Raw genomic sequence first — 23,324 nt, 5'->3', positions numbered from 1 at the left:
GATATGGCCCATTTTTCAGTCAAAACTAAAGTTTACAGCGGCATTGGCAGCTTAAGCTATCTGGACAAGTTCAGTGATAAGAAAATCTGGATTGTTTGTGATGGTTTTCTGGCGAGCAGTCCCCTTTTTGCTCGCCTGGAAAGTCAGCTTAAGACGAAAAATGAGGTCTATCTTTTTTCCGAGATCTCTCCGGACCCAGATATTGAAACTGTCGTAAAAGGCATCGAACAACTTCAGCAGATTAAACCGCAAATCATTATCGGATTTGGGGGTGGCTCTGCTATCGATGCTGCAAAAGCGATGAACTTTTTTGCCTCTCAGAACCAGAACATCAATCTGGAACGCTGTATCGCTATCCCGACAACTAGCGGTACTGGCTCAGAAGTGTCATCAGCTACAGTGATAAGTGATAACCAACAAGGTAAAAAGTATCCGATTTTCCATCCGAGTATTTTCCCTGATGTTGCCATTCTCGATCCTGAGCTGACAGTGAGTCTGCCAGAAAACATCACCGCAAATACCGGAATGGATGTACTGACTCACGCTATAGAGGCTTACGTGTCAGTCGATGCGGATGACTTCACCGATGCACTAGCTGAAAAGGCGGTGTACATCGTATTTAAATATCTGCCTATTGCATTCCGAAATGGTTCTTGTTTATCAACACGTGAAAAGATGCATAACGCATCTGCGATGGCAGGTATGGCATTTACTCAGGCTGGCCTTGGGGTTAATCATGCTGCGGCTCACCAGTTGGGCGCGCAATATCATATGGCACATGGCCTCGCTAATGCGATGTTGCTTCCCCACTCTATTCGTCTGAATGCCAAAGATATACGGGCTCGCAAGCGATATGCCCGTTTGGCCAAGTTCTGTCAACTGTGTCCTAAAGGCATCAACGAGAACGCAGCAGTAAATCAGCTTATCTATCAGATTCGACAGCTTCAAAAAGAAATTCACATTAAAAGTTCATTAAGAGCCAACGGTATTGCTCACCGTCAATTGAGGGAAAAACTGCCTGACATGGTTGAAGCAGCGCAGGCAGATAAGACTTTTGAAACTAATCCATACCGGGCTTCAGAGAATGAAATCCGGAAATTATTCGAGGCAGTACTATGACTCCATTCTTAGAAACGGCTGACCGAAATGTAGAACTGACACAGCAGACATTTAGCCAGTTCGACAAGCCGGAACTAATCAGGAAAATCCGTGATGCAGGCATCGTGGGAGCAGGCGGCGCGGGTTTTCCAACTTACGTAAAAATGCAGGCAGAGGCGGAAATCTATCTGGTTAACGCTGCTGAGTGCGAACCTATGCTTAAAGTTGACCAACAGCTAATGGCACAAACTCCGGATAAACTTATTCGCGGCTTGCTATACGGCATGTTAATGACCAACGCCAAAGAAGGCGTGATTGCTTTGAAGCAGAAATATCAACCAGCCATAGATGCATTGACTCCCCTTCTTCCTGAAAATGTTCGAATTCATATTCTTCCGGACGTTTACCCGGCTGGTGATGAAGTGATTACGATCTGGATGGCGACAGGACGCAGAGTCGCCGCTGGCGCACTTCCAGCATCGGTTGGCGTGATGGTTAACAACGTTCAGACTCTGATTCAGGTTGCCGATGCGCTTGAAAGTGAAGCACCGGTTACTCATCGTACGCTGACCATTAACGGGGCTGTAGCTAAGCCAGTAACGCTTACTGTGCCTATCGGTATTTCCTTGCAGGAAGCACTAGATTTAGCCGGTGGCGCTACTGTTCCAAATCCGGCTTTCATCTCGGGTGGCCCGATGATGGGTAAGTTAGTAGAAGATCTTTCTACTCCGGTTACCAAAACGACTGGCGGCCTGTTGGTATTCCCGGATGATCATATTCTGGTAAGAAGACAAAAGCAGTCTGACCAGAGCGTAATTAATATGGCGAAAACCGTATGTGAACAGTGCCGTCTCTGTACTGAGCTTTGTCCTCGCCACCTTATTGGTCATGAACTGCCACCAAGTGAGCTTGTAAAAGCAATCAGCTATGAGAATGTGGCTAAGCCTTCTGTACTGATGTCCGCCCTGACCTGTTCTGAGTGTGGCGTATGTGAAGCCTACGCCTGCCCGGTTGATATCTCCCCAATGCGCGTAAACAAGATTCTGAAAAAGAAATTGCGTGAACAAGGAGCGAGATACGAAGGCGAACTAAGACCTGCAGACCCAATGGCACAATATCGGATGGTTCCGGTTAAACGTCTTGTCTCTAAGCTGAATATCGAGTCGTATGCAAAGTCAGCGCCTTTAGAGCCGCTAGATTGGCATCCAGAACAAATCGTTGTCCCAGTACAGCAACATATCGGCGCACCTTCAAAACCGGTTGTCTCTGTAGGTGACAAAGTCGTTCTAGGCCAGTGTATCGCCCAACCAGATGAAGACGCCTTGGGTGTCTCAATTCACGCCAGTATCAATGGCACTATCAGCAATATCAGCGATTCCGCTATCACAATTATCAGGGAGTAAATTATGTATCACGCAATTGGTCTGGTAGAGCTATCCAGTATTGCCCGCGGCATCGAGGTAAGCGATGTCATGCTTAAAAGTGCCAATGTCAGTCTGCTTGTGACAAAAACGATTTGTCCCGGCAAATACATTGTGATGATTGGCGGAGAAATCGGCGCTGTTAAACAAGCGGTCGAGAATGGCAGAAAAGCCGGTGAACATATGACAGTGGATCACTTTGTTATCCCAAATGTTCACGCATCGATTCTTCCAGCGCTCAGCGGTGTTAACGAAGTGCCGAAGAAACAATCCATCGGTGTGGTAGAAACTTACAGTGTTGGCGCTTGTATTACTGCCGCAGACCGCGCTGTTAAGTCCGCTAACGTTCAATTGGTTCGCATTCATATGGCATTCGGCATTGGTGGTAAATGTTACATGGTGCTGAACGGTGATATTGCCGATGTGAAAGCAGCGGTAACTAACGCCTCTCAAGATGCCGGAGAGAAAGGCTTGCTGGTTCAAAACAGCGTGATTGCAAAACCAGATGCTGCACTTTGGCAACAGTTAATGTAATCCGAGGTTTGACATGCATAGTGATGACAAGGAAAGAGTGATTCAGGAATACGTACCGGGTAAACAGATTACCCTGGTGCACCTGATTGCCAACCCAAACAAAAACCTGTTTAAAAAGCTTGGATTGACGACTGAAAATGGCAATTCCGGTAATGCGATTGGGATCATGACCATCACCCCAAGCGAAGCGTCTATCATTGCTGGCGACATCGCGACCAAATCAGGTGCGGTTGAACTTGGCTTTGTGGATCGCTTTACCGGTTCTGTGGTCATCACTGGTGATGTATCTGCTGTGGAGTACGCTCTGCAGCAGGTTATCTATACGTTGGGGGATATGATGAAGTTCAGCTCCTGCCAGCTAACCAGAACCTAGAGCGATACGGTTATCAATGAGTAAAAAACGTGTCATGCTGGTGGGGCAAAGCGAATGTGGTAAGACAACGCTTATACAATCTCTTACCCACCAGCCTATTCAATACCAAAAAACCCAGTCGTTGGATTTCTGTTTTTCAGCGATTGATACACCGGGAGAGTATCTGGAAAACCCTCGCCTCTACAGTGCGCTTATCAATACCTCCTACGACTCAGATGTAGTCGCACTAGTCCAAAGTGCCGAAACCGATAACAGCATCTTTGCTCCCCTTTTCGCCCAGGTGTTCAACCGGCCAGTTATTGGTGTCATTACCAAGTCTGATAAAAATGAAAACAACCCTGAAAGAGCTTGTGAGTTTCTCAATGCAGCAGGTGTTAGCGAGATATTTACGACCTCCGCTATAGAAGGAAAAGGAATTGAGCCTTTAAGATCTTATTTGGGTTGGGAATAGTGAAATGAAGTTAACTCGCTGCTTTCACACTCAGATAGGATTCAATTTCTTCTAGAGGGAACGCTCGTTCCTTTTTATATCCTTCATCATCAACGTGTGCAGGTACTCGAACACTAACGACATCAGATGTTACTAATGCCATACTCGTTTCAGATACAGGTAAGTCATGTTTAAAGTTTTGATTAAAAGCGGAAATCGACATTAATGTCATACCATCCCGGCTAACATAAGATCCATTAGGTAGTTTCTTTAGCTTAAGTGCGTACCCTAAATTTGTTTTAAAAACAGAGTAACATGTCGCAAATTCTGTCATCTTTTTTGGTACCTAAGTAACACCAAGATCTTTTGTCTGGCGGGGGAGAGATAAAACAATAAACTTATTCAACACAGTTTTTTAAAAGCAATAAACTCAACTTTATTATTTATCTAAGGTTCGTAAAAAACGATTATTTAGAATTAATACTTCTAATTTTTCGAAGCTACGAGTTGGGGCGCTCAGTTTTGATATATATCTTAATGCCTTGAGCGGCTATATTGGGTCCTCAAGTTAAGTGCATCTAGATTTTGTTACCCAGCTCAATTTATGCGCAAGTCATTCTCAGTAACCTCTGTACATCAAACAAATCAGTAGGTTACTAATGAATAAATCAACAAGAAGCAAAACCATTGCCATTATATCGGGGCTGTTTTTGCTCGCTGGTCTGTACTCGCTTAATATAGAGTCGTTCGGTCTGGCGCCTCTACTTGTCGTTGTCATTTCCTTCTTTATGCTGATTATCCACGGCTATTTGTATCTAAGCGGTAGAAATAAAGAAGATGCGTTTGACGTCTATCAGGATTCCGCAAAAACCAAAGCGAATGCCCTGTTAAAAGGACTCGACCAAGAAAAATAGCTTATTATTTATCCTCTGGTGTCGAAAGAAAATACAAGGCATTATGTTTGCCATAACAACGACAAGAGGAGAAAACATAGATATGGAAATCAAAATAGATGATCTTTCTGGCGGAGAAGTATTGGCACTCCTGGAAGAGCACCTTGCCGACATGTACGCGACATCACCACCGGAAAGTGTGCATGCTCTGGACATCGACGAACTCAAATCTCCGGAAATTACATTCTTTAGCGCATGGCTTGATGAAAAACTGATGGGTTGTGTTGCCATAAAACAACACTCTCAGGAGCTTGCTGAAATCAAATCAATGCGAACAACAACCATCGCTCGTAAATCTGGTGTCGGTAGTAAATTGCTGCAACACATCCTTGAAGAGTCTACCTCAAGAGGTTACCAGCGCATCAGCCTGGAAACGGGTGCTGAAGATTACTTTAAACCCGCGCGAGCTTTATACGAAAAGTTTGGTTTTAGTTACTGTGACCCATTCGCTGATTATAAACCCGACCCAAACAGCCGCTTTATGACTTTGAGTTTGGCTAACTAAATAATTCTAAAAGGATAACTTGTGCCTGAGTTAAAGAAAAAACCCACACTAACCGACTTTCAACAATACGTAGCTGAGTTGGAGGTAGAAAGAGGTTTCTCTAAGCAAAACGCCAAAGAGAAATGCTTATTGCTTGGTGAAGAAGTCGGTGAGTTATTTAAAGCGGTTCGAAAAGCAGAAGGCATCGCGATTGATCAAAACTCAAAAGTTGGCGAGCTCAGTGGTGAGCTCGCTGATGTCTTTATCTATCTGTGCTCTATTGCTAACCGATACGATATCAATTTGGAAAAAGCGTTTCTCGACAAGGAAGAGAAAAACAAAAAACGTAAATGGTCTTAAGTTAGCTCAAGCTGATACCTATAAAGATCATGAACATACCCACAAATTGATACATATAGAGGCTCTCTCCAAGAAACAACGCTGAAAGCAGTATGCCAAATACTGGCAATAAGTTGGTTGAGAGCCCCGCTTTAGTTGGGCCTAATCTTTCCACACAGGCAGAGTAAATCAGATACGCGAGCACGGAAGGTACCAGTCCGACATAAACCAGGCTGAAGATAACGTGCTGATTCCATTGAGTAGCAATACCTGACGCAGTTTCCATAATATAAAACGGCAATAACGCAAAAAGACCAATAAGAACCTGAACAGCAATCAACCCAACCCGATCTATTTCGGCTGGTAGACGCTTTAAAACCAGCGTATAGATAGCCCAACAGAACATTGCAGCGATCACAGTCAAATCACCCGGGTTAAACGTAAAGGAAAGCAACGAAAGTGGTTCGCCTTGAGTAATCACTGTTATTACGCCAGTTAACGATATCGCTACCCCAACCCACTGCTTAGTTGTTAAACGCAAACCAAACAAAACCGTCCCTATGACACTAATAAGCAGAGGAATAAAAGCGTTAAGAATCATTCCATTATTTGCGCTGGTCGACTGCAGCCCGAGATAAACAAGGGTATTAAACGCACTCACTCCAGAGATGGCTGAAATGAAAACAAGATATTTCGACTGCAGATATAATTGCCAATCTTTCTTGATTTTCTGGTAAGTAAACGGAAGCAAAATGATTGCGGCAATCAACCATCGATAAAATGAAAGGGAGACTGGGGGAATTTCACCCCGAACAGAACGACCAACAATGAAGTTTCCAGCCCAAAACAGGGGTGGTAAAGCCAACAGGATTACTGATACCCAAACAGCTTTATTTCTGGTGATTTTCTCCAATACTGCGCTAGCCACAATTATTGTTCCTTTTTGAATATTATTATTTTTCCGGTATAACTTTGATTACGAGCACGATTTAATCACGCTTCTATCGAACTATCCAGAGGTTAAACGAATTCAACATCATGATTACAATCAGAGATTATCAAAAGTCAGACTCAACTGCGTTGTGGAATATATATTTCCATACCGTGCGCAATATTAATATACGTCACTACTCTCTCGCACAAGTAAAAGCATGGGCACCCGAATCGTTCGATATGAATGCATGGGCGAATAAACTAGAGACGCTATCACCTTTTGTCGCTGAATATCATGGTCAGATTGTAGGTTATGCAGATCTCCAATCAGACGGTTTGATTGATCACTTCTTTTGCCATCATGAATTTCAGGGCGTAGGGGTTGGAAAAGCGCTCATGAATAAAATTCTGGATAGAGGAAAGTCCAATCAAATTAAACGCTACTATGCTCAGGTAAGTATTACTGCCCGGCCCTTTTTCGAACACTTTGGTTTTAACGTAATAGAAGAGCAACAGATAAAAGTTAGAGGTGAGATATTTACAAACTTCGTTATGGAGAAACTAGTCGTTTAGACCATATTTTTGAAGCAAATCTTGATAAGACTGAGTTTGCTTGTATTTCTTCATTTCATCAGCAAATAGGCGAGCAATTCCGTCATCTCTCAACTTAGAAAAAACAATGTAGTTTGCTTGTTTATCAATAATATGGGGCTCAAGGAACGCGATCTGATCACCGACACCCAGTTCTTTAGCGAAATACTTGATATCGCTTACGTTGCCTATTGCTATAGGCAATCTCCCCTTTACGATTTTTAGCACCAGCTGCTTTTCATGGGCAGACAAATTATCCTTTTCAAGATAATCTGCAGCATCGAACTCATCTTCGTAGGCGTACCCTTTGAGAGTACCTATCGAGTAGTTTTCTAGTTCTCTCAGATTTCCGGTAAATTTAATTTTGTCGGCGTTTTCTTTGAGTGTGAAAAGTGCAATATCGGAGTGCGAGAGAATATTATCTTCCAAAAATATGCCGAATATTGTTCGCTCTTGCGTATAAGACATGTAAGTAATGGCGTCTGCTTTTCCAGAACGCACCATTTCAATTGCACGTTTCCAAGGGAAACTTTTGAAACGAATTTTGATGTTTAGACGTTTTGCTACATCTCGAACCAAATCAAAATGCAAACCTTCATTCACGCCATCTACACCCATCTCTAGTGGGGGCCAGTCGCCATCACCTCGTACAATTAATAACTCGCGGGTATGAGTATCTTCCGCACGAGCAAACTGAACGGACAACATCAACAACGACAATATGGCAACTATTAACTGCTTCATTACACGCTGAATATCAAAATAGCATATGGTAAAGATATCAGACATGGATATTAATATGAAACATGATTAACTAGGGCTTTACTTGAGTCACACTTATTAATGGTCAACCCAAATAATGTTCTCAGTTTTAAAACCCAGTTCATTAGATAGGTTTAAAAATCGATTCTTCACACTTTCGTCGACGTCAGGAGACCTTGACAGCAACCAGAGGTAATCATTATCTGGACCGGAAACAAAGGCGTATTCGTAGTTGTCACCGAGTTCAAAGACCACGTAGGAACCATAAAAAGGACCGAAGAAAGACACTTTCAGGTAACCCTCGCTTTCAGACCGAACAAAATAAGCTCTGCCTTCCGCTTGATCCCAACTCTCCTCTTCCACAGAATAACCTTTATTAATAACAGATATCCCTCCATCTTCTTTAAGAGAGTACTCAGCGGTGACTTTACTAAGCCCTCGCTCAAAACTGTGGTCTAAACGAGCTACCTCATACCATTTGCCCATATACTGCCTGGCATCAAACTCATTAACTGGCTTTAGGTTTTCAGGCATACCGAGACAACCTGTCAAAACAAAAACCGTTAGCATCAAAATTACACTTCTCATTTTCTCTCCTAGAAATATGTAGGCAACTCAAGGGCGGTGATCTAAATGTTCGAAGGAAACGTACTATAGTTATAATTTAGCCAAGGCAGATGACTATGCTGTCGAAAACTGTGACTACAAGCATATTACTTACTCTTGCATTAACTGGATGCATACCAGATGCAGAACAAGACGATATGTTTGAAAATTACCTATCCAGACTAAGTAACGTCCTAGAAGTAGATACTGTTGCTACCCCTAAAAAGATCACTTTAAAAATTGCTGATAAGCGAAGTTTGCGTAAAGAAATGCCGCGCGTTTCAATGGGCTTACTTGAAAGTTATGGTTTCCGACAATGTGGTTTGTTCAATGTGATTGCAGAGAAAAACTCGAGCTTAGGCAAGGTGCAGGATCAGTTCGCCAATTTTGATTATCAGGTCACGTTGTTAAAGACATTGGATATGTGCATGAACTCGACTGAACTCTCTGAAAAAGAACGCAATACATTAGTCGAATTAAAAACAGTTAAAACCGAACACCTTCCTCATCATTGGCACAACCTTATTACACAATCTGATGAAGTACGTAAGCAATTGTCTAAAACTCGTTGGTTAACCGATGAAGATTACAATCTTGTCGCCAGTCTGGAACCCGGTTTAAAAGCGTTGTCGTTAGGAGGAAATTATTCGGACTTTCAAAACCTTTTACCAGTTGTTCCTCATCAACAAAATATCGATAAGACCCGAATTATCGGCCCGTTACTCTACTCGTTAAAAAGAAGTTCGCTTTGGCTCAATAGCACCACAGACATGCTTTGGAAAAACTCTCGTCGAATTGTTTGTGTAAAGCATCATAGTAGGAAAAGGCTGGAATACACTACCAATGTATTCAACTTGTTTTTCGTTGGAGAAATACAGCCTTATTTAAGTAAGCTCGACCAAATCTATTCGGAACTGGGCCCTTATATTGATGAGCTTGTTGCTCCATATGGCCCTCCCTTGGACACGACTTACAGCAATGCTCACAAAGAGTTTCGAAAAGCAGTGCTTGACCACGTTGATTTTTGGAATGTTACCTTCCAGCGCTGTGGCAAGAGCCTTTAGAAAAACAGCACGAGACGTAAATATTTTATTACATGACCTGACAACAATATTTTACACAGCATATTGCCACCTAAGTAATGATCATATATTGTTCGCACATCACTCTAGCAGACAATGTAAAGAATTAATTACAATGAACAACTCAAAAGTTCTGGGAAGTACGCTTATCATAGCAGGTACTACTATCGGCGCTGGCATGCTCGCGCTTCCCCTCGCCTCTGCAGGTATCGGTTTTTTCACATCCCTTAGTATCATGTTTGTTCTGTGGGCACTGATGACCTATACCGCCTTGCTTATGCTGGAACTTCACCAACATGCGCCTGCAAATGCAACGCTTCACACTCTTGCCAAACAGTTTCTCGGCGACAAAGGGAAGTGGGTTGCTAGCATCTCGATGTTATTTCTTTTTTACGCGCTATGTGCAGCTTATATCGCGGGCGGAGGTGCTCAGTTTGGTCAGCGCTTAGAGCAGTTTTTTGGTATGTCATTAACGAACCAAACCTCAACCGTTATCTTTACTCTAATAGTTGCGTTGATCGTGACCATTGGGACTGGCACTGTCGATCGCGTAAATAGAATCTTATTCGCGACTAAGCTTGCAGCCATGGTTGCTGTGTTGTTCTTCCTGGCACCTAATGTAACAGGCACTTACCTACTGAATATGCCTTTGGAGAAGGGTCTTATCGTTGCCGCTGTCCCTGTTATCTTTACCTCATTTGGATTTCACGGCAGTATCCCGGCCATCGTAAACTACCTAGAAGGTGACACTCGCGCTCTTAAAAAATCGATTGTGATTGGATCTGCGATTCCTTTGCTTATCTACTTATTCTGGCAAATCGTTACCCTTGGAGTGATTAGCCAACAAGAGCTATACAGCAATAGCGGACTAACAAGTTTAATTAACGCTCTTTCCGATAAGATTCACTTTGGGAAGCTTGGTCAGATTATTGGTATCTTTGCTGATCTGGCACTACTTACATCCTTTCTCGGTGTTAGCCTTGGCCTGTTTGAGTACCTGGGAGATACGCTGCGTAAACAAGGACAAAACCAAAACCGAGTTATCTCTGCACTTGTAACCTTTGTGCCGCCAATGTGTTTCGCTCTTTTCTACCCGCAAGGATTTATTATGGCACTTGGTTATGCGGCGATTGCACTTGTGATACTCGCCATTTTCCTCCCGGTTGCAATGGTGAAAAAGGCAAGAGCAGATGAAACATATAGTGGTTCATATGAAGTGAAAGGTGGCCGGGCCGGGCTGGTCCTTGTCGCTGGTTTTGGAATAGTGATTATCTCAGCTCAGCTTCTAATTACTGCCGAAGTACTGCCTGCACTTGGATAGAAAGTTAGGTGAACTGACTTCAATCTACTAGTAAATCGCGTATAAACAAAAACAGGCACATACTTATAACAGTATGTGCCTGTTTCACTTTCATTAGTCCCAACAACTACTTACTGAAACGTTCACTCAACGCAGCTATATATTCAGGCCCTATCCCACAACAGCCACCAATAATCGTTGCACCACATTCAGACCATTTAACTGCCATATCTGTGTATGTAGCTAAGTTTAGATCTTCGCGCATTTCACTCAAACCATCATTCGCTGCTTCATCTTGTGTTGTTGGTGGGAAAGCATTCGCATACACGCCAAGCTCAACATCCGATTTCTGGTTTGCTTCCAGTACCTGACGAGCAACAACCAACGCCTGCTCCATTACCTCTGGCTGGCTACAGTTGAATAGAATCGCAGCCACATCAAGCTTTGCCATTTCCTCAACGGCATGCTTTACGGTTTCACCGGAACGCAATTGCGGCTCCTTAGTGTCCGTGCTGTCTTCAACGGTGAAAGCCACCCAAAACGGCTTATCCGAACTATCGAGTTTCCGAACCTGTTCATAAACAGCAAGAGTTTCCTCAATAAGACACTGTGTTTCAGCAATCCATACATCTGCATAGGGTGCTTGCCCTTTTATAAGTGGAGTAACTACCTCAACCACTCTATCCGGCTGATAAAGATCGGCACGATATGAGCCAAACAGAGGTGGAATCGATGCTGCAACCAAAGCCTTTCCACCTTCAGCATCCGAAGCTTTCTTTGCCATTTCTCCAGCGCGAGCCGCAAGCTCTAGCGCACTATTCTTAAAACGTTCCTCTCCAATATGAAATGGAACCAACGCATAGCTGTTGGTTGTAACGACTTGTGCACCACTTTGTATAAATGCCCGGTGGACATCACAAACCTTTTCCGGAGTCTGCATCATAGCCAATGCAGACCACTCTGGTTGTTGAAAAGGTGCTCCTCGTTTTTCCAGCTCTCTTCCCATGCCGCCATCAAGAATTGTGACCTTATTATTTTCCATCTGAATTTCTCATTTTTTGTTTTTTTATTTTTGCTTAGTTTAACGGTATTTGGGACTACAAATCACCCTCGAACATTGTTAACAATTCGTTAACTTATTCCAATTAATGGTGTTCACGGCGCACAAAATTTGTTCAACCTACTTACTGACTAGAATATAAATGTAGCCAAACGCAATTATTATGGCATAATCATGCGACATAAGTGAATTACAATTCATTAAGACAGGTTAAACAACAATACGGATGTGTGAATAAATGAAAAAAATGACAACAAAATTATTAGCAGTGGGCGCAGCTGCTCTACTTTCAGCAAATGTTTCTGCTGGTGAAGTTCTTGACGGTATCGCTGAGTCTGGTGAGCTAAGAGCTTGTTTCGATGTAGGTTATATGCCATTCGAAATGAAAGCGAAAAATGGTAACTACATCGGTTTTGATATCGATCTTGGTAAGGTAATGGCTAAGCAGATGGGCGTTAAGTACGTACCTGTAAACACTGCATGGGACGGTATTATTCCTGCGCTTATCACAGGCAAATGTGACCTGATCATGGCAGGTATGACAATCAACGCTCAGCGCAACATGAAAGTGAACTTTGCAGACCCATATATCATCGTAGGTCAGTCCCTAATCCTGAATCCAAAACATGAAGGTAAGATCAAGAGCTATAAAGACCTGAATGATCCTAAGTACACAGTGACAAGTAAGCTGGGCACAACAGGTGAGCAGGTAACTAAGCGTATGCTGAAAAAAGCGCAATACAACGCATTTGAAACAGAAACCGATGCGGCGATGGAAGTCATTAACGGCAAAGCAGACGCGATGGTTTATGACATGCCGTTTGTCTCTATCTTCACTTCTCAAAACTCAGATAAGACTGCTGTGATCCTGGAACCGTTTACTTATGAGCCACTAGGTTGGGCTGTTAAGCAAGGCGATCCAGATATGGTGAACTTCCTGAACAACTTCCTGCGTCAGATTAAAGGTGATGGCACATACGACCGCATCTATAACAAGTGGTTCAAAAGCGACGCCTGGTTAAAACAAATTAAATAATTCAAATAAATCTTTATCTTAGGTCGGGGAACTTCCCTGACCTCCTTTTTTGGTGTTTTTATGCAAAAGAAATCGAATTCGTGGATTTGGCATCTACTGTTCTGTTTAGCACTGTTTCTGATCGGTTATGGTATTTATACCGCCTCTCAGAAAATCAACTACACATGGCAGTGGGGCAGGATTCTTCCCTATATTATTGATAACTCGCCAATCGAAGCCTTTGCGTCTGGTGACGGAATGGTCGCCTTAAATGCTGAGGGACAATTGGTTGTGGAGTTTGACAATGGTGACCCTGCACAACTAATCGAATCAACGGGTCAAGTCCATGTTGCCGAAGGCGATTTGCTATTTGAAGGTGATTTGTTATCCAGCACCGAACAGCAGAGTGCAGGTGTACTTATTCAGGGATTAATCATGACCCTGAAGCTTTCGGTTATTTCGCTATTCTTTGCCATTATCATTGGACTTGTAGCTGCATTAATGCGGATTTCATCCAATCCAATGAGTAAAAATCTCGCATTGATTTACGTGGAAATCATACGTGGAACACCACTACTGGTGCAGATTTTTATCGTCTATTTCTTCTTGGGTACTGTCTTCGATCTGGACCGTTATACAGCTGGTATCACCGCCCTTTCGATTTTCACTGGAGCTTACATTGCTGAAATTATTCGTTCTGGTATCCAGTCTATTCCACCGGGCCAGATGGAGGCTGCTCGATCTCTGGGTATGACTTACCCGAAAGCGATGATCTACGTTATCTTGCCACAGGCATTTAAACGTACATTGCCACCAATGGCTGGTCAGCTAATCAACCTCATCAAAGACTCTTCTCTGGTATCAGTTATTTCTATTACCGACTTAACCAAAGCAGGACGCGAAGTCGTCGCTGGTAGCTTCGCATCATTTGAAGTCTGGTTTGTTGTAGCAGCGCTATATCTGGTACTTACCTCAACATTGTCGTTTGGTGTTCAGAAAATTGAGAAGAGGTTAGCAAGCAGTGACTAGACCAGAATTCAGAGGCGACGATATGATCATCGCCACCAACATAGATAAGATTTACCCTAATCAGTGCCATGCTTTAAAGAGTGTTTCTGCAACAGTAAAACGTGGTGAAGTAGTGGTTATCATTGGGCCATCAGGCTCAGGTAAATCAACATTTCTAAGAACACTGAACCAATTGGAAGAGATCAGTAGTGGCGACATCGTAATCGACGGTATCAATATGTACCACAAGAACACGGATATTAACGTTCTGCGTGAAAACGTCGGCATGGTGTTCCAGTCGTTTAACCTGTTTCCTCACCTATCTGTTCGCGATAACGTGATGCTGGCTCCTTTGAAAGTGGCAAACAGAGCGAAAGATGACGTTAAATCAGAAGCGGAAGCCCTGCTTGCCCGCGTTGGACTCGGTGATAAGAAAGATGTATTCCCAAGCCAGCTGTCCGGTGGACAACAGCAACGTGTTGCCATCGCTCGATCCCTGGCGATGAAGCCAGACATCATGCTGTTCGATGAACCAACCTCGGCACTTGACCCTGAAATGGTTGGGGAAGTTCTGGACGTAATGAAATCACTGGCTCAGGAAGGCATGACAATGGTTGTAGTTACCCATGAAATGGGCTTTGCCAAAGAAGTAGCCGACAGAGTTCTGTTTATGGAAGATGGTGAACTATTGGTGGACGATAGCCCGGAAAACTTCTTTGATAATCCAGAGCATCCAAGACTACAGAAGTTCCTGTCCAGTATTCTGTAATTGCGGTCAACAGGCCCAAAAAGAGACTGATAGGGTGTAGTAATGCATGCCCTATCAGCCTTTCCGGACAACCGAAATAATCCCTACAAAAACTCAAACACTAGCGTTGAGCCATAAGTACCTTCATATGCTCAGCCGCGTTAAGTTCGTTAGCCACATTCAGACCCACTTCATACATAATCAGCCCAAAGCTAATCACAACAAAAGCAACGATTAGTGGCTCTTTTGACTTGCTGTCTTTTTTCTTGCGTGACGTACGTTTTGCCATGATTCTTTTACCCAGTTATTAATCAGTTTGATAAACGCCTCGATGGGGTGAAGCGGACAGAGAAAGCGGCACCAGGGCCTGTGAATAACCAGCGCCAGCAGTAACACAGTACCCGTTAGCCAAAACTGCGGAATGCTTCCCTCCAGGTCGAACAAGCTACCGAACACTTCGTAGCTGCTGATCCCCGGATTTCTGAAAACCAGAGCAACGATAACAGCCGTAAGAGCAACGCTTCTTTGAAGCCATTTCAGATGGGCATTAAAGCGTCGTATTTTAGGTGCTTTTGCTCCCCCGATTTTCCCCATGCACTCCTGTGCTGCACCAAACGGGCAGAACCATTCGCAATAGGCATTTTTATCAAATGCAGTCAGGGAGAATATGATCCCGACAAGCAGCATGTACCAGTAGAGGTGGGTATGCCAGTCAGGCCAGAAGCCCAGTAGCATCTTGTTGATTAACGATATGGTGAGCGGGTTAGTATAGATAAATCCGAGCACCACAATACCGGTTAACAAACTAATCCAGCGGAGCTTCATGGTATGTTTAGTTGAGTACTTCCGGCCAATGGTTCCAAGTGCAAACAGAGCAATTAGCGTTATTTCAGGTACCCCAAAAACAAGTTTAGGCGGCTCTTGAGGTGGTACAAAAAGGTTGAGCTCACTTTGCGCAATTTTCCTGGAACCTGCGAGCACGGCATCTGCGATACCACGGGAGGTATAAGTTGCTCCACTCACTCCATCTACATCGTTTCCAAGACTAAATGCATCCTTGTAGCTCTTGCCTTCTAAGCGAGCAATCAGCCCACTCCTTTCAACCCGGTCAAAGAAACTTTGGGTTTCAAGGTGGCGTACTACGGACAAGCCAATAACCTTGCCCTCCAGGTCAGTAGCGACAGCCATTTGAATTGGGCCACCATAAGCACTTCCCTGTCCCACTGAGATATAACCCAATAGCTGCTCATCTGCATATGCGGCGAAATTTCCGTTCTCCGTTTTCTCTATGTTCTGAGTTACCGGATAAGTCTGATAGAGATACGGCTCTATATCCATATTCTGACGATAATCACCAATCAACCAGGCGATCACAATCAGAACAATCGAGGCAACCGCAATCATCCTTTCTTTGGTTTTCTTACTAAGGGATTTTGTTTTTTTCTTTTTGCCAACTTTCGACCTGATTTGGTTTTGACGCCCCATTGGGGCGCCATCCTCTTCAAGCCTTTGTTGTGCAATGATTTGTTCAGGTTTCATAACATGTACAACGTATTAGAATCTATAGTTGCTAAACTAGTTAGCCTCTTTCAGACGTTAATCTTCTGGTGTATGAACGGAAAACTCCAAACGCCATAACGAAAGTAGGAATCCCCATAAACAGAAGTGTCAGCCATGCTGCGCGCTCTTCACCTTCGTAAAGCGAACCAATAAAGGTTTGGGCCATAAACAATACGGTAATAAAAATGATGACCGTCAGAGCCGTTTCATACCATTTAAACTTATTAGCCTGAACCCTAAGGTAAGCATGAAGATAAGCGGCTCCTCCACCTAAAACGAAACCAACAATTACATAGTAAAACCAGTCCCAACTGATATAACGCATAATAATCTCCTTACCTTATGAGCGTGATCTATCCATACCAAACAGAGGAATATCCATAGGATCCACATCCCAAGGAGATTTCGACGACGACGGTTCTTCACCATACCCGAACACATCATCCAGCTTACGAATGGTGTCGTTAAGCATTGGGGCTTTAGCGATAGACATACGCACAAGGTCGTGCATTACAGCTTCATCAAACTTGGTAAACGGACAAACGGCCTGACAACGGCTACAGTCGGGATCGCCACCTAACATATAGGAGTAACACTTCTGAGCATCCTGATACCAACCCTTATAACCCTTCGCCTGCCATGGTTTATCACCACCCCACCAAGGTTCATCCGAAGTTGGAATTGCACCGGATGGACACATCTCCGCACACTTCTTACAGGTCTTACAGAACTCAAGAATACCCGCGTCGATTGGTTTGGTTTCTGCCAAAGGAAGGTCGGTAACAGTTAACATTACTGTACGGAAGTTTGTACCCCATTGTGGGCTCACCAGAATACCTGCACGGCCATATTCACCCATACCAGACATAATGCCGAAAGGAACGCTTCGGCCTACAGAGCCTGTGTTACCGCCGTAGAACTGATAGCCAAGACCGCGAAGGAATACATTGATACGGTTAGAATATATATTGGCGCGAGAGTAAGCGGCCGTGTTCGCCGCAGCCCAACTCATACGATCGGTGTACTGCGCCATCCATAAGCTCTGTGGAATAACCGCACAGATAACCCAGAGGTCTTTATCAGGAAGAACAAAAGTACCATCTTTGGCATCATAACCGCGTTCAACATTCTCAAAGCGAATGTTTCCATACAGCAGTTTTTTCGTTCTATCGTTCAGTTTTACGAAGCCCATATCAGCAGCACCCAGAATACGACCTGCTACCCTAAGCATTCTAGAGTTCTCTTCCGGTGTCCCCTGATAACGCGGCACACCAAAGTCTTTTGGCTCATAGAACATGGTCGGGTGTTCCCACTTGTCCGTTGCCATAACATCAGGGCCAGTCCAGGAAGGATCGATAGCTGTATTGGTTCCCCAACCCCAGCAGTTAGCATCCGCAAGTGCACGGTCCCGAAGCGAATAACCCGGTTCGTTGTTTTTTACTTTTTCGGTGGTACTAATGATGTTCTGGTCGCGGATTTTCACCCAGTCTTCAGGGTTCGGCCAGCTTGCAGGGTTAAACAGTGTTTTATGAGGACCGGGGAATATCTCCATATTATCCCAGTCGATCTCGATTGTTGGTTCGTCGACTTCTTTCACCCACCACGGAAGGTTACGTTCTGCGTAAGGCGAATCCATCATCTCATCCAGATCCGCAAATGCCTTCGTCGTTCCACCCAGTGTGGCAGCTCCAGCAGCTCCCATCCCCAACATTTTCATAAAATCCCGTCGACCTACCGTCGAATGGTACTTAGTCATACTGCTTTTCCTTATTTTTCCGGACTTAAAAATGCTGATATTTATCCCTGATTTATTCGTTATTTATCGGGATTGACAGCTCTATTCGTGTAACTCTGAAGGGGTAGTTGCAATTGATATACCACACTGAAATTAAGGTTTTTTATGAACAAAATCTCAGTTCTACGGTGAGAGAGCAGCTCTAATTCCGATAATAGGAATTTCATTTCCGAAAACAGGAAATCACGGGTGCTTTATGAAAGTTGAAGAGCTATTACTAGACGGTTTACTTAGTCAATCCAGTCAGGACGCCTCTATACATTTTATGCAACAGCGGGTTCTGATTCTTGATGCACTGGCGTTGGGTCTTCTAAGAAAAGAACTGGTGGATACCTTCGGTTACGACAAAGCTCGTAAGGTACTCACTCGCTTTGGCTTTGCTCATGGATGGCGCACCGCAAAAATGCTTCAGGACGACTTCCCGGAATTGTTACAGGACGGGCAAGCCGGAGAACACCTGCACAGGGTATTTGGCATTGTGAATACCACCCATCATGAGATTATCGATGGTCAAAGCGAGAAACTGGTTATCCGTTCAGAGATGGACAACTCCTATGAGGCGGAGCAACATTTAAATTTGCTGGGGCCAGCCAACGAAGGAAGCTGCTGGACACTTACTGGCTTTGCAACGGGCTATGAGACTTTTAAGCGTGGTCGTGAAATGTACTTCATCGAAACCAAGTGCGTTGCCAAAGGTGATTCTCATTGTGAAATGGAAGGACGTTTTAAAGAGTTCTGGGATCATCGACTGGATGAGCACCTACCCTATTTTGAAATGGATAGCATCAGTCAAACCCTGACCGAGCAAGAACAACAGATTCAAGAGCTAGAACAACGATTAGCTGCCAAAAGAAACGAGTTAGCCATCCTTGAAAATCCAATCGATCCTATTCCGGGTTTTATCGCCCGTAGCCCTCAGATGATAAAACTGATCGATATCGCAAAAAGGGCTGCGGAAGTGAACTCTACTATTTTGGTCAGTGGTGACAGCGGTACAGGTAAAGAACATATCAGCCGTTATGTTCATCAAGCTTCCAACCGTTCAGAAGGTCCATTTATTCCCGTTAACTGTGGAGCACTTAGCGAAACCCTGCTAGAAGCTGAATTATTTGGTCACACCAAAGGCGCATTTACGGGAGCGGACAGAGCCCGAGCGGGTTTGTTTGAAGAGGCGAATGGCGGCACTATTTTTCTGGATGAAATAGGCGAAATCAGCGCTAGTATGCAAGTCAAACTGTTGCGGGTGATTCAAGAAAAGGAGATCAAGCGCATTGGTGAAAACATTCCACGAAAACTGGATGTAAGAATCATTGCTGCCACAAACCGCAACCTGAACGATGAGGTCGCTAAAGGCCATTTTCGACAAGACCTTTTCTACCGTTTACGTGTTATTGAACTCAAAGTGCCACGCCTTTCAGAAAGACGCGAAGACATTCTTCCCATTGCGAATCTGTTCCTCCACCGACTGAGCGTCGATATGAATCGGCCCATTATTGGTTTGTCTCGTTGCGCGATAAAACAGCTCATGGATTACCAATGGCCCGGTAATGTCCGAGAGTTAACTAATGCTATTGAATATGCGGTTGCCCTATGTCGGGGAGAGTGGATTGAAACTGACGACCTTCCGCCAGAGCTGACTACTGTAAAAGAGACGCAACATACCTCAAACCCTCTAATGCCTATGGAGGCAGTTGAAAGGCAACATATATTAGCCGCGCTCGACTATCACAATGGGGACAAGCACGCCACAGCAGATGGGCTAGGTATTGCGCTCTCTACGCTTTATCGTAAGCTTTCGCTGTATCAGATAAGTTGAGAGAAAGTCTGGTTAATTAATAACAGCCATATTTTTTGGGGCAATAGCTACATAAAGTGACGCAGGGCAATCACTTAAACGATGTCCTGCCGTTGTAAACTAACCTTGCATACTGAACCTGCTCTCGATAATCGCTATAGCTGTAGTTCTTCTCATAAACCATACCAAGCCAATCACCTTCCGGTCCGTATTCAACTTCCCCTGCGTAAGTTCCACGTGATTTTAAATCATCGACCACGCGTTTAAATTCTTCTCTTGCTTCTGCGCTATTCATCCTCAATCCTCCCTATGTGCTATCACCAGCATCTACACGACGCTTAGCACTAAATCGAAATGAAATCGGAGAATTTTATGCAAAAAAAAGGCCCAGATTGTACTGAACCTTTTTAGCATTTGTTGTCAATGAGTTAGCAATTAGAACAAGTCTGAGCCTAGACGGTCAGCGGCAAGAATTGCCGCAAGAACGCTTTCTGCGGTCACTTCAAACGGCATGTTATGGATGGTTTCACCTTCCGCTGTCGCCAGTTTAGCAACTTCATACAGCTTCTCTTTATCGATTTCCTTCACGCCCATCTCCGCAAGGTTAGTTGGAAGACCTACGCTAACGCAGAACTCGATAACTTCTTTGATCTCTTCTGCTGGTGCGTTCTCAAGAACCAACTGAGTGATCGTACCAAACGCTACTTTTTCACCATGGTATAGGTGGTGACACTCTTCAAGAAGCGTCAGACCGTTATGAATTGCGTGAGCTGCTGCAAGGCCACCACTTTCAAAACCAACACCACTTAGGAAGGTGTTTGCTTCTACAATGTTTTCTAGTGTTTTAGTTGATACACCTGCATCCGCAGCAGCTTTCGCAATGTAGCCCTGATCGATCAGCGTGTCATAACACAGACGAGCCAGAGTAAGTGCTGCGTTGGTCGTCAGGCCACCAGCCATGTTGCCAGCCTGAGCGGCCTTCGCGGCACGTGCTTCGAAGTAAGTTGCAAGCGCATCACCCATACCAGCCACAAGCAGACGTGTTGGTGCTTTAGAAATGATGTCAGTATCCATCAGAACCACATCCGGGTTACTTGGAAGCAGTAGGTACTCATCGAACACACCGTCTTCGGTGTAAAGAACAGATAGCGCACTACAAGGAGCATCTGTTGATGCGATAGTAGGAACGATAACGACTGGAAGATCTGCGTAGAACGCAACCGCTTTTGCTGTATCCAGTGTTTTACCGCCACCGACACCAACAATCATTTCACTGCCATACTCAGCGATCTTGCCTTTTAGTCTTTCTACTTCGACCTTAGAACATTCACCTTTAAACAGTTCAAAGTTAACTTCAACTCCTTGTGCTGCATAGCTGGTCGTTACTGCATCTTTTGTCAGACCCATTACAAAATCATCGGCAATAACCAGTGAGCGCTTGTTTGCGTAGTTTGCGATGTTCTTGATTGAGCCACTACCCTGAATGTACTTTCCAGGAGAAATAATGATGCTATCCATTGAATTTTCCTCTTTTAACTTTGTCGTTAAATCAATTAATTAAATAATAAAAATTGTCTACTTCTTAATGCTTACAACTTCTGACAGACCTCTCGGGCTATCATTAATTCTTCATTTGTATTGAGCACCAGAGTCGCAACCGTCGCGTCTTCAGTCTGGATGCAGGTGTCATTCGATTTGTTTTTAGCGGCATCAATTGCAATACCAAATGCAGAGAGCCCTTCGGTCACCTTGCTTCGAATCAATCTTGAGTTTTCGCCGATACCACCAGTGAAAATAAGTGCATCGATTCCACCCATCTGAACCATATAACTACCCACAAAATGGCGGATTCTGTCGACAAACATGTCCAATGCCAGTTGCGCCTTCAAATTGCCTGATTCCGCGGCCAGTTCTACTTCGCGGCAATCATTAGAAAGCTGAGAGATACCTAACAAACCAGACTCTTTGTTGAAAATGTCCTGAACCTCTTCATAGCTGGTCTCAAGCTTGCCTTGCAGATAACCCGATATAGAAGGGTCAATGTCACCACATCGGGTTCCCATCATGATTCCGGCTAAAGGAGTAAAGCCCATAGAAGTGTTAACCGATTCACCGCCGTCGATGGCACAGATGCTCGCACCACTGCCAAGGTGGCAACTGACGATTTTTAACTCTTCCAGTGGTTTGTTGAGTTGCTGCGTGCACAACTGTGCTACGTATCCGTGGCTGGTACCATGGAAGCCATAACGACGAATTTTATGCTGCTGGTATAACTCATACGGTATGGCATACAAGAAATGTTCTGGCTTCATTGTCTGGTGAAACGCAGTGTCAAACACAGCAACATTGCAGACATCCGGTAAGATTCGTTTAATCGCTTTAATGCCGGTTACATTTGCCGGGTTGTGGAGCGGTGCCAGTTCAATTTGGTTCTCAATCTCTTTTAGGACTTCATCGGTCACAACGGTCGCCTGGCTAAAACGCTCTCCGCCGTGGGCGACTCGATGCCCTACCCCAGTAATGTCTTTAAGATCAGCAACAATACCTAGTTCAGTTAACGATGTTAGCAAGCCATCAATGGCTGATTCATAGTCTAATATTGGTTTATATTGTGTGAACTCATGGCCCTCTCCGTATTTAACTGAGAATGCCGCGTCCTGCTTACCAATTTTATCTATTATCCCTTTTGCAATTACCTGTTCATTAGGCATTTCAAAAAGTTGAAATTTAATTGTTGAACTGCCTGCATTAACAGCCATTACAATATTACTCATCACTCCCTCGATATATTTAATTTATTTGTCTATTTCTTATAAACAATGATCAATTCAGGGTTACCAATATATCAATGATGGATAAAAATATTTCGCTGACTAAATCATACAACGATGGTAATAAATTACGCCCCATGCAAATATATTGTCATACCCCACAGCACCACGACCCAACCAACCTCCACAAAACATAAGGTTAGACAGCAACACCACAAGTTTTTGACTATTCAAACATTAAGAATTCATTGTCATTTAGGATTTTGGGAACTGTGATTAATAACAAATAATTACTATGCGAAGTGTGAATTTTAACCACGTAAAATGAGAGGCATTATCAATAAAGCAGTAAGTAATAAATTTATCTGCAATGGTAATATATTTATCATCAGCGAAATATTTTTATTAAATAACCATTTTTTGATTTTAATCACGGTTGATTAAATAAAGTTTAATGCATTATATTAACGCTTCAGGTGCTATGCTTTATGCATTCGCTTAATAGGGAATCAAGTTAAATTCTTGAGCTGTGCCCGCAACTGTAATTGGTGAGTCTTCAAATATAAGCCACTGGAGAAATCTGGGAAGGGAGTTTGTAAGGCGTAGACCCAAGAGCCAGGAGACCTGCCTGAATGTGTGTGGATTTCTTCCACCTAACGAGCGGGT

The 23,324-nt window shown here is 43.8% G+C and carries 27 protein-coding genes and 1 riboswitch; of the genes, 15 read left to right on the top strand and 12 right to left on the bottom strand.

Translation table 11 applies throughout. The features are described 5' to 3' along the window. Positions 1-3 precede the first annotated feature (3 nt). Genes SNR28_RS03570 through SNR28_RS03550 form a run of 5 tightly spaced genes read left to right on the top strand, consistent with a single transcriptional unit; the run spans position 4 to position 3,877 of the window. The gene (locus SNR28_RS03570) at positions 4-1,119 is read left to right on the top strand and encodes a 1-propanol dehydrogenase PduQ (RefSeq protein ID WP_375749654.1); all 1,116 of its coding nucleotides are present in this window, start codon (positions 4-6) and stop codon (positions 1,117-1,119) included. Further along, positions 1,116-2,501 (top strand): 4Fe-4S dicluster domain-containing protein, encoded by a 1,386-nt coding sequence (locus tag SNR28_RS03565; RefSeq protein WP_375749653.1) that lies wholly within the window; start codon positions 1,116-1,118, stop codon positions 2,499-2,501. The genes SNR28_RS03570 and SNR28_RS03565 overlap by 4 nt, the downstream gene beginning before the upstream one ends. A 3-nt stretch (positions 2,502-2,504) precedes the next feature. Further along, positions 2,505-3,053: a BMC domain-containing protein gene (locus SNR28_RS03560; protein ID WP_375749652.1), complete on the top strand. Its 549-nt coding sequence runs from the start codon at positions 2,505-2,507 to the stop codon at positions 3,051-3,053. A gap of 13 nt (positions 3,054-3,066) precedes the next feature. Continuing rightward, on the top strand, positions 3,067-3,426 hold the full coding sequence (gene eutS, locus SNR28_RS03555; protein WP_375749651.1) for an ethanolamine utilization microcompartment protein EutS: 360 nt from the start codon (positions 3,067-3,069) through the stop codon (positions 3,424-3,426). Positions 3,427-3,442: 16 nt separating this feature from the next. Beyond that, the gene (locus SNR28_RS03550; protein ID WP_375749650.1) at positions 3,443-3,877 is read left to right on the top strand and encodes a EutP/PduV family microcompartment system protein; all 435 of its coding nucleotides are present in this window, start codon (positions 3,443-3,445) and stop codon (positions 3,875-3,877) included. A gap of 10 nt (positions 3,878-3,887) precedes the next feature. Here SNR28_RS03550 and SNR28_RS03545 read toward each other — a convergent pair whose 3' ends face one another. Next, positions 3,888-4,079, bottom strand: coding sequence for a hypothetical protein (locus SNR28_RS03545; RefSeq protein WP_375749649.1), 192 nt, complete (start codon positions 4,077-4,079; stop codon positions 3,888-3,890). 436 nt (positions 4,080-4,515) lie between these two features. On the opposite strand from SNR28_RS03545, the gene SNR28_RS03540 reads away from it, so the two are divergent. From SNR28_RS03540 to SNR28_RS03530, 3 genes are all read left to right on the top strand, one after another. Beyond that, positions 4,516-4,770: a hypothetical protein gene (locus tag SNR28_RS03540; RefSeq protein ID WP_375749648.1), complete on the top strand. Its 255-nt coding sequence runs from the start codon at positions 4,516-4,518 to the stop codon at positions 4,768-4,770. An 82-nt stretch (positions 4,771-4,852) separates the two neighbouring features. Then, complete coding sequence (locus tag SNR28_RS03535; RefSeq protein ID WP_375749647.1) at positions 4,853-5,314, top strand: GNAT family N-acetyltransferase; 462 nt, start codon at positions 4,853-4,855, stop codon at positions 5,312-5,314. A gap of 21 nt (positions 5,315-5,335) precedes the next feature. Beyond that, positions 5,336-5,653 (top strand): MazG nucleotide pyrophosphohydrolase domain-containing protein, encoded by a 318-nt coding sequence (locus SNR28_RS03530; RefSeq protein ID WP_375749646.1) that lies wholly within the window; start codon positions 5,336-5,338, stop codon positions 5,651-5,653. Position 5,654: 1 nt separating this feature from the next. Here SNR28_RS03530 and SNR28_RS03525 read toward each other — a convergent pair whose 3' ends face one another. Further along, positions 5,655-6,560, bottom strand: coding sequence for a DMT family transporter (locus tag SNR28_RS03525; protein WP_375749645.1), 906 nt, complete (start codon positions 6,558-6,560; stop codon positions 5,655-5,657). A 110-nt stretch (positions 6,561-6,670) separates the two neighbouring features. On the opposite strand from SNR28_RS03525, the gene SNR28_RS03520 reads away from it, so the two are divergent. Beyond that, positions 6,671-7,138, top strand: a complete 468-nt coding sequence (locus SNR28_RS03520; RefSeq protein WP_375749644.1) for a GNAT family N-acetyltransferase — start codon at positions 6,671-6,673, stop codon at positions 7,136-7,138. On the opposite strand, the gene SNR28_RS03515 is transcribed toward SNR28_RS03520, so the two are convergent. Further along, entirely contained in the window at positions 7,127-7,900 is a 774-nt protein-coding gene (locus SNR28_RS03515) for a substrate-binding periplasmic protein (protein ID WP_375749643.1), read from the bottom strand. The two genes, SNR28_RS03520 and SNR28_RS03515, sit on opposite strands and share 12 nt — an antisense overlap. Positions 7,901-7,996: 96 nt before the next feature. Further along, positions 7,997-8,506: a lipocalin family protein gene (locus tag SNR28_RS03510; protein WP_375749642.1), complete on the bottom strand. Its 510-nt coding sequence runs from the start codon at positions 8,504-8,506 to the stop codon at positions 7,997-7,999. Between the two features lie 95 nt (positions 8,507-8,601). Here SNR28_RS03510 and SNR28_RS03505 point away from each other — a divergent pair, with 95 nt between their 5' ends. Continuing rightward, the gene (locus SNR28_RS03505) at positions 8,602-9,588 is read left to right on the top strand and encodes a DUF3080 family protein (protein ID WP_375749641.1); all 987 of its coding nucleotides are present in this window, start codon (positions 8,602-8,604) and stop codon (positions 9,586-9,588) included. A 133-nt stretch (positions 9,589-9,721) separates the two neighbouring features. Beyond that, positions 9,722-10,927 carry an aromatic amino acid transport family protein gene (locus SNR28_RS03500; protein ID WP_375749640.1) on the top strand — a complete coding sequence of 402 codons (1,206 nt, stop codon included), beginning with the start codon at positions 9,722-9,724 and terminating at the stop codon, positions 10,925-10,927. Between the two features lie 106 nt (positions 10,928-11,033). Here SNR28_RS03500 and SNR28_RS03495 read toward each other — a convergent pair whose 3' ends face one another. Further along, positions 11,034-11,948: a homocysteine S-methyltransferase family protein gene (locus SNR28_RS03495; RefSeq protein WP_375749639.1), complete on the bottom strand. Its 915-nt coding sequence runs from the start codon at positions 11,946-11,948 to the stop codon at positions 11,034-11,036. Positions 11,949-12,204: 256 nt separating this feature from the next. Between SNR28_RS03495 and SNR28_RS03490 the strand changes: the two genes are divergently transcribed. From SNR28_RS03490 to SNR28_RS03480, 3 genes are read left to right on the top strand one after another with little or no spacing between them, the layout of a single operon-like run. Then, positions 12,205-13,002 (top strand): transporter substrate-binding domain-containing protein, encoded by a 798-nt coding sequence (locus tag SNR28_RS03490; protein WP_375749638.1) that lies wholly within the window; start codon positions 12,205-12,207, stop codon positions 13,000-13,002. Between the two features lie 60 nt (positions 13,003-13,062). Beyond that, positions 13,063-14,010 carry an amino acid ABC transporter permease gene (locus SNR28_RS03485; protein WP_375749637.1) on the top strand — a complete coding sequence of 316 codons (948 nt, stop codon included), beginning with the start codon at positions 13,063-13,065 and terminating at the stop codon, positions 14,008-14,010. Positions 14,011-14,032: 22 nt separating this feature from the next. Then, a complete protein-coding gene (locus SNR28_RS03480) occupies positions 14,033-14,758 on the top strand; it encodes an amino acid ABC transporter ATP-binding protein (RefSeq protein ID WP_375749892.1) in 726 nt (241 codons plus the stop codon). Positions 14,759-14,858: 100 nt separating this feature from the next. On the opposite strand, the gene SNR28_RS03475 is transcribed toward SNR28_RS03480, so the two are convergent. From SNR28_RS03475 to SNR28_RS03460, 4 genes are read right to left on the bottom strand one after another with little or no spacing between them, the layout of a single operon-like run. Further along, on the bottom strand, positions 14,859-15,026 hold the full coding sequence (locus SNR28_RS03475; RefSeq protein WP_375749636.1) for a hypothetical protein: 168 nt from the start codon (positions 15,024-15,026) through the stop codon (positions 14,859-14,861). Next, complete coding sequence (locus SNR28_RS03470) at positions 14,972-16,276, bottom strand: FMN-binding protein (protein WP_375749635.1); 1,305 nt, start codon at positions 16,274-16,276, stop codon at positions 14,972-14,974. The genes SNR28_RS03475 and SNR28_RS03470 overlap by 55 nt, the downstream gene beginning before the upstream one ends. Before the next feature lie 40 nt (positions 16,277-16,316). Then, a complete protein-coding gene (locus SNR28_RS03465; RefSeq protein ID WP_375749634.1) occupies positions 16,317-16,622 on the bottom strand; it encodes a hypothetical protein in 306 nt (101 codons plus the stop codon). Positions 16,623-16,637: 15 nt separating this feature from the next. Beyond that, positions 16,638-18,053: a reductive dehalogenase gene (locus SNR28_RS03460; RefSeq protein WP_375749633.1), complete on the bottom strand. Its 1,416-nt coding sequence runs from the start codon at positions 18,051-18,053 to the stop codon at positions 16,638-16,640. Between the two features lie 235 nt (positions 18,054-18,288). On the opposite strand from SNR28_RS03460, the gene SNR28_RS03455 reads away from it, so the two are divergent. Next, a complete protein-coding gene (locus SNR28_RS03455; RefSeq protein WP_375749632.1) occupies positions 18,289-19,908 on the top strand; it encodes a sigma 54-interacting transcriptional regulator in 1,620 nt (539 codons plus the stop codon). A gap of 70 nt (positions 19,909-19,978) precedes the next feature. Here the strand turns inward: SNR28_RS03455 and SNR28_RS03450 are convergent, their stop codons facing one another. The 3 genes from SNR28_RS03450 to SNR28_RS03440 form a co-directional block, all read right to left on the bottom strand. Next, positions 19,979-20,182 (bottom strand): hypothetical protein, encoded by a 204-nt coding sequence (locus tag SNR28_RS03450; RefSeq protein ID WP_375749631.1) that lies wholly within the window; start codon positions 20,180-20,182, stop codon positions 19,979-19,981. A 140-nt stretch (positions 20,183-20,322) separates the two neighbouring features. Further along, entirely contained in the window at positions 20,323-21,405 is a 1,083-nt protein-coding gene (locus SNR28_RS03445) for a glycerol dehydrogenase (protein WP_375749630.1), read from the bottom strand. Between the two features lie 71 nt (positions 21,406-21,476). Next, the gene (locus SNR28_RS03440) at positions 21,477-22,661 is read right to left on the bottom strand and encodes an acetate/propionate family kinase (RefSeq protein ID WP_375749629.1); all 1,185 of its coding nucleotides are present in this window, start codon (positions 22,659-22,661) and stop codon (positions 21,477-21,479) included. 454 nt (positions 22,662-23,115) lie between these two features. Next, positions 23,116-23,305, top strand: a riboswitch (cobalamin riboswitch). The last annotated feature ends 19 nt before the right edge of the window (positions 23,306-23,324 follow it).

The organism is Vibrio iocasae (genome assembly GCF_042245395.1).
Classification (GTDB): Bacteria; Pseudomonadota; Gammaproteobacteria; order Enterobacterales; family Vibrionaceae; genus Vibrio; species Vibrio iocasae.
The sequence above is the reverse complement of the archived record's forward strand: the minus strand, read 5'-3'. Positions and strand labels throughout refer to the sequence as shown.

Excerpts from the sequence above, each read along its gene's own strand:
- SNR28_RS03520 (WP_375749644.1), top strand. The coding sequence starts at position 6,671 with ATGATTACAATCAGAGATTATCAAAAGTCAGACTCAACTGCGTTGTGG.
- SNR28_RS03565 (WP_375749653.1), top strand. The coding sequence starts at position 1,116 with ATGACTCCATTCTTAGAAACGGCTGACCGAAATGTAGAACTGACACAG.
- SNR28_RS03460 (WP_375749633.1), bottom strand. The coding sequence starts at position 18,053 with ATGACTAAGTACCATTCGACGGTAGGTCGACGGGATTTTATGAAAATG.
- SNR28_RS03485 (WP_375749637.1), top strand. The coding sequence starts at position 13,063 with ATGCAAAAGAAATCGAATTCGTGGATTTGGCATCTACTGTTCTGTTTA.
- SNR28_RS03475 (WP_375749636.1), bottom strand. The coding sequence starts at position 15,026 with ATGGCAAAACGTACGTCACGCAAGAAAAAAGACAGCAAGTCAAAAGAG.
- SNR28_RS03480 (WP_375749892.1), top strand. The coding sequence starts at position 14,033 with ATGATCATCGCCACCAACATAGATAAGATTTACCCTAATCAGTGCCAT.
- SNR28_RS03540 (WP_375749648.1), top strand. The coding sequence starts at position 4,516 with ATGAATAAATCAACAAGAAGCAAAACCATTGCCATTATATCGGGGCTG.
- SNR28_RS03440 (WP_375749629.1), bottom strand. The coding sequence starts at position 22,661 with ATGAGTAATATTGTAATGGCTGTTAATGCAGGCAGTTCAACAATTAAA.
- SNR28_RS03495 (WP_375749639.1), bottom strand. The coding sequence starts at position 11,948 with ATGGAAAATAATAAGGTCACAATTCTTGATGGCGGCATGGGAAGAGAG.
- SNR28_RS03450 (WP_375749631.1), bottom strand. The coding sequence starts at position 20,182 with ATGAATAGCGCAGAAGCAAGAGAAGAATTTAAACGCGTGGTCGATGAT.
- SNR28_RS03455 (WP_375749632.1), top strand. The coding sequence starts at position 18,289 with ATGAAAGTTGAAGAGCTATTACTAGACGGTTTACTTAGTCAATCCAGT.
- SNR28_RS03445 (WP_375749630.1), bottom strand. The coding sequence starts at position 21,405 with ATGGATAGCATCATTATTTCTCCTGGAAAGTACATTCAGGGTAGTGGC.
- eutS (WP_375749651.1), top strand. The coding sequence starts at position 3,067 with ATGCATAGTGATGACAAGGAAAGAGTGATTCAGGAATACGTACCGGGT.
- SNR28_RS03515 (WP_375749643.1), bottom strand. The coding sequence starts at position 7,900 with ATGAAGCAGTTAATAGTTGCCATATTGTCGTTGTTGATGTTGTCCGTT.
- SNR28_RS03470 (WP_375749635.1), bottom strand. The coding sequence starts at position 16,276 with ATGAAACCTGAACAAATCATTGCACAACAAAGGCTTGAAGAGGATGGC.
- SNR28_RS03570 (WP_375749654.1), top strand. The coding sequence starts at position 4 with ATGGCCCATTTTTCAGTCAAAACTAAAGTTTACAGCGGCATTGGCAGC.
- SNR28_RS03560 (WP_375749652.1), top strand. The coding sequence starts at position 2,505 with ATGTATCACGCAATTGGTCTGGTAGAGCTATCCAGTATTGCCCGCGGC.
- SNR28_RS03505 (WP_375749641.1), top strand. The coding sequence starts at position 8,602 with ATGCTGTCGAAAACTGTGACTACAAGCATATTACTTACTCTTGCATTA.
- SNR28_RS03510 (WP_375749642.1), bottom strand. The coding sequence starts at position 8,506 with ATGAGAAGTGTAATTTTGATGCTAACGGTTTTTGTTTTGACAGGTTGT.
- SNR28_RS03545 (WP_375749649.1), bottom strand. The coding sequence starts at position 4,079 with ATGTCGATTTCCGCTTTTAATCAAAACTTTAAACATGACTTACCTGTA.
- SNR28_RS03535 (WP_375749647.1), top strand. The coding sequence starts at position 4,853 with ATGGAAATCAAAATAGATGATCTTTCTGGCGGAGAAGTATTGGCACTC.
- SNR28_RS03490 (WP_375749638.1), top strand. The coding sequence starts at position 12,205 with ATGAAAAAAATGACAACAAAATTATTAGCAGTGGGCGCAGCTGCTCTA.
- SNR28_RS03500 (WP_375749640.1), top strand. The coding sequence starts at position 9,722 with ATGAACAACTCAAAAGTTCTGGGAAGTACGCTTATCATAGCAGGTACT.
- SNR28_RS03550 (WP_375749650.1), top strand. The coding sequence starts at position 3,443 with ATGAGTAAAAAACGTGTCATGCTGGTGGGGCAAAGCGAATGTGGTAAG.
- SNR28_RS03465 (WP_375749634.1), bottom strand. The coding sequence starts at position 16,622 with ATGCGTTATATCAGTTGGGACTGGTTTTACTATGTAATTGTTGGTTTC.